Origin of the sequence: Oscillibacter ruminantium GH1 (genome assembly GCF_000307265.1) — a bacterium.
GTDB classification, from domain to species: Bacteria; Bacillota; Clostridia; order Oscillospirales; family Oscillospiraceae; genus Oscillibacter; species Oscillibacter ruminantium.
The window spans coordinates 1-393 of record NZ_BAGW01000048.1 but is presented as its reverse complement, the minus strand read 5'-3'; the positions used below and the strand labels follow the sequence as shown (position 1 = coordinate 393).

The window sequence follows — 393 nt, the reverse complement described above, 5'->3', positions numbered from 1 at the left end:
GGAACCACCATTCAGGAGCAGGCCGAGCGCTGCTGCCAGAACATCAAGGGCATTCTGGACGCCGCGGGACTAACCTTTGCCGACGTGGTGAAAACCACCTGCTTTTTGGCGGACATGGGCGACTTTGCCGCCTTCAACGAGGTTTACGGTCGGTATTTCACCGGCAAGCCCGCCCGCTCCTGCGTGGCGGTGAAGGAGCTTCCCAAAAAGCTGCTGTGCGAGATTGAAATCATCGCGGCGCAGAAATAAGACATCGCAGCCACTGCTGCGCCGGGCCGAACTCGTCTGCCCGGCGCAGTTTTAAACCCTCACTATCCGAAAGGAGCACAAAGTATATGAAAGACATCGTAGAGATCCGTTGGCACGGGCGCGGTGGGCAGGGCGCGAAAACGG

General features: G+C 58.8%; 1 protein-coding gene. It reads left to right on the top strand.

Annotation, left to right across the window (positions count from 1 at the left end):
- A partial coding sequence (locus tag ON16_RS00060; RefSeq protein ID WP_040658442.1) for a Rid family hydrolase occupies positions 1 to 249 on the top strand: 249 nt, incomplete at its 5' end.
- Positions 250 to 393: the final 144 nt, after the last annotated feature.